We start from the raw sequence: 10167 nt of genomic DNA on the forward strand, positions 1-10167 counted from the left end.
GATGGACTTATTGAGGTGAGACCTGAGCGGCAGGCAACATGTCAACGAAAATATGTTTTAAACGGATCGTGTGAGTTCCATTTTGCATCAGAGCGCCCTCAAGAACAGCCAAGGACAGCGTATGTGGAGCTTCAGGGGTAAGGCCAGCTGCTTCCCCGTAATCCCCGCGGACACGGGCGTCGATCGCGCTGACAATATCCGTTTCTGGGAGGGCCAGAACATAGCCCAGCATGAAACCCCACTCATGGCCGGCGGCATATTTGCTTTTGAAGAAGCGATCGACGCCCTCTGTCACATAACGGGTACTCAAGCCCGGCTCGCCTGCTCGCACGCGCTTACATTCGATCGCGACATAGGCATCCTCGTCCCCGAACTGATGCAGGAACTGTAGAGTGATGTCGATCCGACCGAGCAGGCTCGGATCGTTAGCGGACATGTCTTCAAGTTCGACTTCGCCACGAAGCTGAAGGTTAGTCAGCCCGAGCGTTTTCTTGACGCGTCGCATTGCCTTACGAACGATGACTGTGATCGGGACTTCGAGCATGCCGGCAGTGAGGTCCGAGCGCGCAGCGTTGCAACCCCTGCACACCAGGTCAACAACGGTCGCGATCTGATCATCTGATAGAGAAAACGCTGGAAGGCCAACCGGCGCGTCAACCGCGAGAAGAGACATCCGGCCTCCGTACCCAGTGGTCTCCGAGAATGATGTCGGCGTCGTTCAGTCCAATCGTACGCGTCCAGTAGCGGACTTCGGCCGGCTTGAGCATGAACAGATCATCGGTGCCGTAAAGCCGCATCTGACGGCGTTCATTCAGATATGGCGGAATGTCCGCTTCGAGTTGGCCTCGAAGCAGATTGGCAAGCGAATAAAGCTCGGCCGGGTCCCCCTCACGCACGACTGGTTTTTCTCCTGGACCTCCTGATGCCATTACGAACCTCACGGCCGTGACGCCAGGAATGCCTGCGGAGAGATCGCCACCAGTGAGTTTGATAGGGTAGACAATAGCCTCGAGATGACGCTCGTTGCGGGCACGCAGATAGGCGTTGACAGATCCTGCGACCTGTCCGGCATAGGCGTGAAGGCAATCAACGTCAGGAGGCGTGACCAGACCGATGCGTTCGCCACGGTTCTCGAAAATCTGGTATCGGGCGCGCGACACACTTTCCCGCGCTAGGATGCATTCGTCCGGCTCGAGACCGTAAAGCTCGAAAACCGCATCGTCCAAGCGATCGAGCCGGTCCGAATCCCCGGGGTTTGCCGCCGCTGATTTTTCGGCATCTATTACTGCGCCGATGGCCGCGGGATCACATTGACCGAAGAGCGGAACTCGGATCGATAAAAGGTCATGCGGTTCGACAGTTGGACGCTCTAGGCCCCATGTTGGTCCGCCCATAGCGAACTGAAAGGCTGTGAGGCTGGAGTTCAATATCCCTGACAGCAAAAATGCGAAGCGACTGTCAACGCCGGCAAAGGAAATCCCGAAAAAGCCCTGCGTATATAGTACGTCTTCTTCACTCACCGCCGCACTGTACCTGCCGCGTTCTGCCGCCGCATCCGAACCAACCTTTGAACACAGGAGAAGCGGCCCCCGGAATATCGAACGGCTACGGACGCGATGCAGAGTCTCGTGTGTGAACTCGTCGAGCTGATCGCTCTCAATTCGGAAGGCAGTGAAATTGTCTGGCGTTACAACACGGAGTTCCGCGTAGTCATCCGGGCTCTTCGTCTGCTCGCGACCCTTAACCTTGAACCCTTGGCCTCGATTCACTCGTTGCGTTATTTCGATACCATCCAGTGTGCGATCAAGCGTGAAAAACTCCCGTTCGAGCCTCTCAATCAACCAGCCGTCGCGCACGGTTCCGAATGTCGCCGCCTTCAAAAATGGCGGTGTCGTTAACACCTTTTTCAAAGGTACCGAGCGTATTTCGTTAGGTCCCAGATGAAAAACGCCTGTTCGCCGATAATCTGGCGTCCAAGGTATAGACCCTACGAGCAAACGGTCTTTATCGGGGCCAAGCGCGCACCGAGCAAAGAAAATCAGGGCCGGGCCGACCGCGTCGGGGAAAAGGTCTTCGCGACGAAGGAAGGAAAGATTGATGAGAGCTGCGGGTGCCAGGCGTTCAAGCAAGTGGTTGCGCGCTGCAACAGCATGAATGTCCTTTGAGAAAAACGGCGTGGCCTTCATCACCATGCCAATCCGACCGGCGTCGCCGGCCAGATCCGCCCCCAAGGCCAAGAATGCCTGGTCTGGGCTTCGCCTCGGACGGAACGTAGACGTGTCGGATGCAAGCCGTTTTTGTGCGTTGGCTTTGGTGACAAAAGTCCATGGCGGATTGCCAACGACTGCGTCGAAACTATTCTTGGTGATCTTTTGCGGAAGCTTATCGCCGAGGGAATCAGCTTCAAACAGGGTCGTGTCGATCAGGCGATCGAACTTGAGGTCAGATATGTCGTTGACGGGCTCCTCGTCCAGTTCGAGCGCGGCCAGGTAGAGGCTGAATGCCGCTATGCCCAGAGCCGCCCGATTAATGTCTATCCCGAAAAGCTGATTGTATAAGATATGGCGCACAAGCTGCCGGCCGGCCGGCTTGCCTTCGGATGCACGCCACACCAATCGCCGGAAGGCCTCGACCAGGAACGCGCCCGACCCACAGGCCGGGTCGATGATCCGAGCGTCCAGCGACAGGCCCTCGAACACAGGGTCGAGGGTCAGATGTACAAGTTCGACTGGCGTATAGTGCAATCCCAGCGATCTCGCCTCATCGGCAGCGCTGGTACGGGCGAACTGTTGGTAGATTGAACTGACCAAGTCTATCGGTATCGCATTAAACCGGAAACGGAACAGCCTCCCCTGGCCATATCGTTCCGGGATCAGGCTGCGTCCGTCGATAAAGTCACGAATGAGCTCGAGATGCTGGGCGGTTAGCTGATCGCGCTCGGCCCCTGGATCGTCCATCGGAAACAAGTCCCCGTTGAACGTCTTGCGCAACCAGTCGAAGAGCGCGAAGGCACTTGCTGGTGTCCCGAACATGGCGCTGAGATCCGTTGGCAAGGTTGATGGCAAAAACGGCTGTGCTATCCCTCGGTCCAAGAGGTACCAAGTGAAGATGCAGCGCCCTATGAAGCGCTGGGCGATATCGCGGGCGTGGACCAATTCGCGGCCGGTTCGACGTTCTTCCCCTAACGCGGTTAGGCGATCCTCAAGGGCACTGATTTCCGCCAAAAGCTCGCGATCCACCCGATGCCTTCGGTCAATCTTGGAGCCAATCGCGCTGGACCAAAACGCACCCGTCTCCGTCGCGACGCGTCCGCATTGCGCATCAAGATCACGCAATCGCTCGGAAGAATTCAATACGAAAGATTCTAGGGCTTGAGGGGCCTCGTCCATTGCCGTATTGCTCTGCTCTGGCAAGGCGTAGCAATCATATAGCCGCACGTCGGTCGGCGTGATGATCCAAAGGAGCGGCGCAACCCCGACATTCCAAGCGGCTTCCTGCCATTGGCGAAGATCCGCCTCGCTTGGCTTGGAGAAACCTGCATCCTTGAAGATGCAGGTGGGGGCATTCTGTGCTGAAAAAACGGCGTCCGCATTCAATCCGACGCGATCGTCGGAAAAAACGGCGCGCATTCTTGCAGCTCGTGGATCGTCAGCAGACACGAAACCGGGAGCCAGGCGACCACTCCCGCTCATATAGCCAGTGGCCTCGAGCGCTTGCCTAAATGCCGAGCTCGTCAAGCTGACCTCCACCGTTTCGCGGTGACCGGCTCGGCATTGCCTTTGCGGGCACTGGCGACCGCTACGAGGTTCTCACCCGAATCGATGGCGCGTGCGGGGAAAAGCTCGAGCTGGCCTGCCGGATTTGTCGGTGAAGGCAGCGAAAACCCGACTGCCAACGCTTCAAGATGGGGCTGCAAGGTGATCAATACTGCATCGCCAGGTGGCGGTGTTGAGCCATCCTCTACCAGAGACCAGCGGTCGCCACCATGCAGCGCGAGGGTTTTGCCTCGGAGTGCAATGAAAGACGTTCGTCGCAAACCGGCTTTGAGGCTCATGAAGAGCGATTGATGAAACTGCAGCTCAAGGTGAAATCTGTCTCGTAGGCTGGCGGCAATTCTGAGAAGCAGGATCGTTTGCCACGTAAAGCCTGCCGGCGACCCCTTGCCTTTGGGAGGAACATCGGCAGGGATAAGGGCACGCCTGCTCGTCCACTCTCGTAGCGTAGCCGTTGAGAGACCGGTGAGCAGTGTCGCGTCGGGCGTCGTGACGAACTTCATGACAATCCTGAGAGATCGGGTACTATACCCGAGCTCATAGGAAGAACGGGTAGCATACCCGATCTTGATCGTAAAGAACAACGACGCTTGAACTGCCACCCAATGTCGTCTTGGCCGCAACCGACAACCCATCGAACTGTGAATCGTCGGTTAGACGAGCGGGACGCCACAGAGTCGGTGCTAGAGAATTTTCGAAGCGGTCATAGCGCAAAATGTGAAGGTCGCCTGATGATAATGGATCACCGCCTACCCAGCGAGCTGAACAATCAAGAGATCGCCGATAGGATCCGTAAGCAGGTAACGGCAATTCGCGAACTGCTCGAAGCATATGAGCCGAGGTCGACGATATTCGCATGGCTCGATACCCTGCGCGCTGTGGAGGAATGTATCAATCTTGTGATGGTCGACTGGTCAACTGCAGAAGAATCATTTTTCTCCGACTTGCTTTCGACGCCCGTCGATCGCTTTCTCATCGCTCCCACCTACCTTGTTGCAGTCCGGGAGCGAATGACAGCTAAGTTCAGTGCGAACTTTGCGGCCCGCTTCGGCAACTTGATGGTCCAGTGTTTCGCCATTAGACGTTCGTTCGCACTGCATGGAATCGATGGTGCGACGGAAGGCTTAGCTGACGTCGGTTCGATGATAGGGTACTTCCAGTCCCGTCGGCGCCATCTTGTCGCCATGCTGCATCTGATGCCGCACGTATGTAAGGGACGTAGTCCTTTTGCTCCTCTCGACACCCTAAACGTGGTTCTACCGCTTGTCGAACTTTACGGTTTGCCGATGTCTGGCTGTCAGACCGTCCTGAACGTCAGGGCGGCGCGCGAAAAGTTGGGATTGCCTGCGGACCTTAATGCGGAGCTGGCGATGTTGAGTCCGCTGTTTTTAGAACCCGAACGCGCGCCGATCGTCGATATGCCGATAACCGCAGACGGTGTAGAAATTCTGAAATCGCGCGAACAGCTTCGGGACGACAGACTGTTTTCAGCCGCCGAGCTGCGAAATGACATAGCTTTGATTGAAGCTGCCTACGCCGAATTTGACCTTTCGGCGTCGGACTTTCCGCCTTGCTCCAAGCTGGTGCGGAAACTGTCCAACGACTATATCGACCGCGATTTCTGGATCGCGATCACGCCGCCGGATTTGAAACGGCTATTTCGTAGATACGGGGCATCGCAGGCGCTACAGGATGCTTTCGTCAATGCGTCTGCCGACTACAACGACTGCCTCTCGACCTATGCCCCAATGGTATTGGTCGGAGGGGTCTATCGGTCTACTGTGACTCTACTCAGTCGATTCCTATACAATTGGCGGGCTCGATGCTTAGACCGTAAGAAGCGGTATCAAATCAGATCCGGTTTTATATTTGAGGATGCGGTTGCCGCCGAATTAGGTAGTCAAGGTTTTGAACTTCAAGCGCTCACGCGTGTCGGCCGAGCTGAGTTCGATGTCGTCACCGTCAAAAACGGTGTGATCTGGAACGTTCAATGCAAGAACAACTTCGTACACCTGGAGAAGGTTGATTCTGACGCGGAGCGGTTTGCTCGATACAACAGCTACTTAGTGAAAGCTTACGAGAAAGCATTGCGAAAGGAGGTTGGCCGTGAACACCTCCTGAAAAAGCAACTTGGGACAGAGTGCATTCAGCATATGGTCGTTTCGCGCTTCCCTGTAGTGACCGACAACGCAAGGATTCTTCCATTTAGCAGGATCCATGATTTCGCAGCTCGCGCGGAGATTATTTTGCGCGAGCTGACGCCTTAAAAAGCTCGTGTCGGAAGTCATACACGAAACATTCCGCGTTTTCACCGCAAACCTGCATGCGAGATTCGAGGCACTCATCGCTCAAGAGCCTGTCACAAACGCGGTCCTGCGCCCGGACTTCAAGTGATCAGCCATCTACATGTTTTCGGAAGCAGGCAAGAGCCTCTATGTCGGGCGCATGTTATCTTCTGCGATCATAGCCGCCCCGGCTCGGGATAATTTTACGCTATAGTTGCACACTGCAAATCGTTTGCTGCCAAGTATGAATGATGAGATTGCAGCAAAAAGTTGTGAACAGAGCAGAGGGTCGAAAGCGTGACACTATTGCGAGGTCCGACCTTAAATTGGGTGCCATTTTTGCCGAGATAGTCTGAGTTACGATGATAAGCATAACGGGCTCCCCTTTCAGAATATCAATGTTGCCACCGAAACGTCTTCCGATTCGAGATGGTTTCCGGCCATCGCCGGCAATACCAATGTCCGGAAAGTCCGCGTACGCGGTACGCGGCACAAGCGACGTTGGCTGAGCGAGAAGGAGCGCCAATCGCCTTCAATCTCCGGTGCCCGCAACTGGCCCAACGGTAGCGCGTCGCAAGGCCGATCTACTCAGTTAACCCCAGCAGCTAGCCGAGCTGCATTCGATTATCCCGACCTGATCCTTGAGGCCAGCGCCACTGCCTCGCGCAATAAAATTGTTGAGCATCTCATCTAGGAATTGATTGCGGGCGACGATCAACTCTACCTTTGATCTCATGACCATTGTGCCACTCGATCGACGGGTTAACATTCGCCTTGAGAGCGAAACCATTGAGTTTTATCTCAGCGAATTACGAGACAGGCCATATGTAGTCTTGCTTGGGGAGCCGGGGCTCGGAAAATCGACAGCACTTCAGCATGAAGCAATGCAGGAAGGTGGCGAGATCGTAACATGCCGAGAGGTCATGAACGGCGTCGCTCTTAGCAGTTCGCAGACGGCGTATCTCGATGCCCTCGATGAATATCGAGCCGGGGATGGCGGTAAGGACAAGTTACTTCAGCTCGCCACGGCGATTTCCAACAGTTCGGTCGGGCGTTGGCGGCTTACCTGCCGAGCCGAGGACTGGAGAGCCGCAGGGGATCTCCAGCAAATGCGACGTGCGGCAAACAATCAGCCAATCATTGTTGCTCATCTCCTTCCTCTGGACGACGAAGAGGCGAAAGCTGTCCTCGCCGGATTGGGAGAACCGGACCCCGAAAAGTTCATATCCGATGCGCGCGCCAGAGGGGCAATAGCGTTCCTCGAAAATCCTCTTAGCCTCAGCCTTCTTCATTCTGTTGTGCGCAGGGATGGCGTCTGGCCAGCGACGAGGTTTGAACTGTTCGATAGGGCGATCGACGCCCTCGCGCACGAACACGATCCTCAGCGCGTCCTGGATCCCCGCCCGGGCGTGGCGGAGATTATCGCTGACGCAGAGCGAATGTGCTTTTACCTGTTGGCGACTGGTGCGCGCAGGATCTGGCGTTCAAACGCGCTTGCCACTGGAATACAAGCCGAAGGATATGTCACGGTCGACTCCATCGGTCTAGGTCGGGACCGCGCAGGGTTTGCGCTAGATACCGCCATCTTTCGTGGTGAAGGACAAAGCTTCGAGCCCTCCCATAGAACGGTCGCCGAATTTCTTGCTGGCCGTTTTCTTGCTGGGGTGGTTTTTGGTTCCTCAAGTAGGCTTCCATTCCCTCTTAGTCGTGCTACCGCGCTCATCACGGGCAACGACCAAAAGGCGCCGAGTGAGCTAAGGGGATTGTACGCTTGGTTTGCCGCAAGCCTGTCACAAAAGGGCGATGAAGCCGGAGCGATCCGGTTGATCGAGAAAGATGCAGCAACCGTTTTAGCCTACGGCGATTCGGCTGCCTTCAAAGCGGCAGGTCGGAAGGCGATTCTAAACAATCTAGATCGCGACGATCCGTATTTTCTGTCATCGCGGGATGGTGTCACCGTGCTTGGCGGTCTGGCGTCTGACGATCTCGTCGACGAATTCATAGCCATTCTCGATAGTGACGCACAGAGCCACCTTAAGCTCACAGTACTCGAGGCATTAGGGGATGGTCTGCCTCTTGTCGGCATGCAGGTAAAGCTGCACGAAATCTCAATCGCGCCGACCCGGCCACATTGGCAGAGATTGCGCACGTCCGAGGCGTGGATCAAGGGCCAGACCGATCCAACTGCGGCCAGACGTCAGCTATTCCGCGAGATCGCCGCTACCCCGGTCAACTATGATCAGGTTTCGCTTCGAGCCAATCTGCTTTCCGGCATCAAGCCCGAGCAGCTCCAACTGGAGGAGATTCGGGGGCTGCTTTCCGACCTAGATCGTCTTCCCCCGGTTCCCCCTGGGGAAAGCGAAGACTCAGGCGCCTTGCTCTCCTTGATGATGGCTCTGATGAAATCGCCTCGGAGCGATTTGTTTGATCAACCTGTGATCGGAGAATCGGACGACCACCGCGGTCATAAGGTCGAAGTGCGGCATTTCTTGCAGCAAACGTTATCAGCGGCAATCGCGTCAAATCTCCAGATCGATGCGCGAACGCTTTGGTCCTGGATTCGGAATACGCGCGAATATGAGTGGGAGCGAATTGACGACGATCTGTCGAAGTCAATCAACGCGTGGATTGATCGGGACACGGATCAAAGAGAACTCGAGCTTTTTACCGTCTTGATGGAGAGCGGCGAAGAGGGTGAAGGTGCGTGGATGGCTACAAACCATTTCATCACCATCGCGCGCAGGGTTCCGTCGGACACGCTGATCGAAAACCTCATCAATCTTGCGGAGAGCACCCCTCGAGGACCATATCGCCGGCGGCTATTGGAGGTTATTTCATATGCCGTGCGGACTGAATCGCATTGGCCCATATGGGAAAAACGCGTTGTTGAAACCCTTGAGAGAGAGGGCGGCTTTGACGATTTCATAACGTCACTGCGCACGGACCCAAACAGAGATTGGAAGGAAAAGGAGGCAAAGCGTCAAGCGAAGAAGCTTGCGGATAACGAGGAAGCCCGAGCTCACAACATTGCAAATATGGCACCCAAGGTGAATGCAATTGCGGCGGGACGCGAAAGCGAGTTGGGGATCCTGCGATGGGCTTCTCAGCACTATCGAAACGCAGTCATCCGGAAGAAAGAAGATCCGCTCGCGAAGATTGAGAAATATACCAACGATCTGATCAAGTCTGCGATCGCGGAAGGGTTCGTTCAGTTTGCGATTCACGGTGATATCAAACTCACGGCGGACCAACTAGGAAAAGCCGAGGCGGAAAATAAGACCTTCCATAACGAGTATGTAGTCGCCGCCGGCATTCACCAAGCGATTTTGGCTGGAAGGGACGAAGAAATCTCGGAGTGCCCTCCCGTGACCGCAATTGTAGCTCTGAGACAGAACTATTTCAGCGGAGACGAGAAACCGTCGCTTGCGAATTGGGCGATGGGGCATCTCGCGCGCGATGCCGCTGTAGGGAAACACGAAATTCTGAACTACTGGAACGCGGCTCTCGATGCTGGCGATTCCGAACTCGATTCCATCCACCACCTGGCCCAATCAAACGAGCCCGAATTAGTCTCAGAGGTCTTGAAAGCACTCTTAACAAGGTGCGGAAATAGCGCTAATTTTCAGCCGATCCTCGCTAGATGGCTCGAAGACGAGCCTTGACGATGCTTTTTCAGCGGCCCTTTCGGCGTGCTTGATAGTAATCCGCCGTCTTTGGGCGGATTACGGGCGCGATCATGCCGTCGCCAGCAGCTTTGGTAGCCTCACCAAATTATAAGCGGTGGCCGTCAGGGTGAACATCCAGCCGACGCGATCCTTTCCGCGGTGGCGGGTCTTGCGCATTCCGCCGCTGGTCTTGGCCCAGCCGAACACTTCTTCGATACGCTTGCGAATGCGCTGACTAACGGCATAGCCGGAGTGATGGGTGGTGCGACCGTCTATGGCCGAGCGGCGGTTCGTCGTGTTCTGGGCGACGTGTGGTGTCACCTTGATGTCCCGCAAGGCGGCGACAAAGTCGGCCGTATCGTAAGCTTTGTCTGCAGCCAATGTGATGCGATGACGACCATCCATGCGGCCCACCATATCCAATGCTGCCTCGCGCTCGGCGGT

At 55.8% G+C, this 10167-nt stretch carries 6 protein-coding genes; 2 read left to right on the forward strand and 4 right to left on the reverse strand.

The genetic code is table 11. From position 1 onward, the window contains the following. Positions 1-7: 7 nt before the first annotated feature. From EV561_RS25225 to EV561_RS25235, 3 genes are read right to left on the reverse strand one after another with little or no spacing between them, the layout of a single operon-like run. On the reverse strand, positions 8-673 hold the full coding sequence (locus EV561_RS25225) for a hypothetical protein (protein WP_132525636.1): 666 nt from the start codon (positions 671-673) through the stop codon (positions 8-10). Then, a complete protein-coding gene (locus tag EV561_RS25230; RefSeq protein ID WP_132525638.1) occupies positions 654-3737 on the reverse strand; it encodes an N-6 DNA methylase in 3084 nt (1027 codons plus the stop codon). Before EV561_RS25230 ends, EV561_RS25225 begins: the two co-directional genes overlap by 20 nt. Next, a complete protein-coding gene (locus EV561_RS25235; protein WP_132525639.1) occupies positions 3734-4276 on the reverse strand; it encodes a hypothetical protein in 543 nt (180 codons plus the stop codon). The genes EV561_RS25230 and EV561_RS25235 overlap by 4 nt, the downstream gene beginning before the upstream one ends. A 228-nt stretch (positions 4277-4504) precedes the next feature. Here EV561_RS25235 and EV561_RS25240 point away from each other — a divergent pair, with 228 nt between their 5' ends. Then, positions 4505-6040: a hypothetical protein gene (locus tag EV561_RS25240; protein ID WP_132525640.1), complete on the forward strand. Its 1536-nt coding sequence runs from the start codon at positions 4505-4507 to the stop codon at positions 6038-6040. A 719-nt stretch (positions 6041-6759) separates the two neighbouring features. Beyond that, positions 6760-9720, forward strand: coding sequence for a hypothetical protein (locus EV561_RS25245; RefSeq protein ID WP_132525641.1), 2961 nt, complete (start codon positions 6760-6762; stop codon positions 9718-9720). A 72-nt stretch (positions 9721-9792) separates the two neighbouring features. Here the strand turns inward: EV561_RS25245 and EV561_RS25250 are convergent. Beyond that, positions 9793-10167 (reverse strand): transposase (locus EV561_RS25250; protein ID WP_165927911.1); only part of this gene is annotated, 375 nt, incomplete at its 5' end.

The organism is Rhizobium sp. BK376 (genome assembly GCF_004341625.1).
Taxonomy (GTDB): domain Bacteria; phylum Pseudomonadota; class Alphaproteobacteria; order Rhizobiales; family Rhizobiaceae; genus Rhizobium.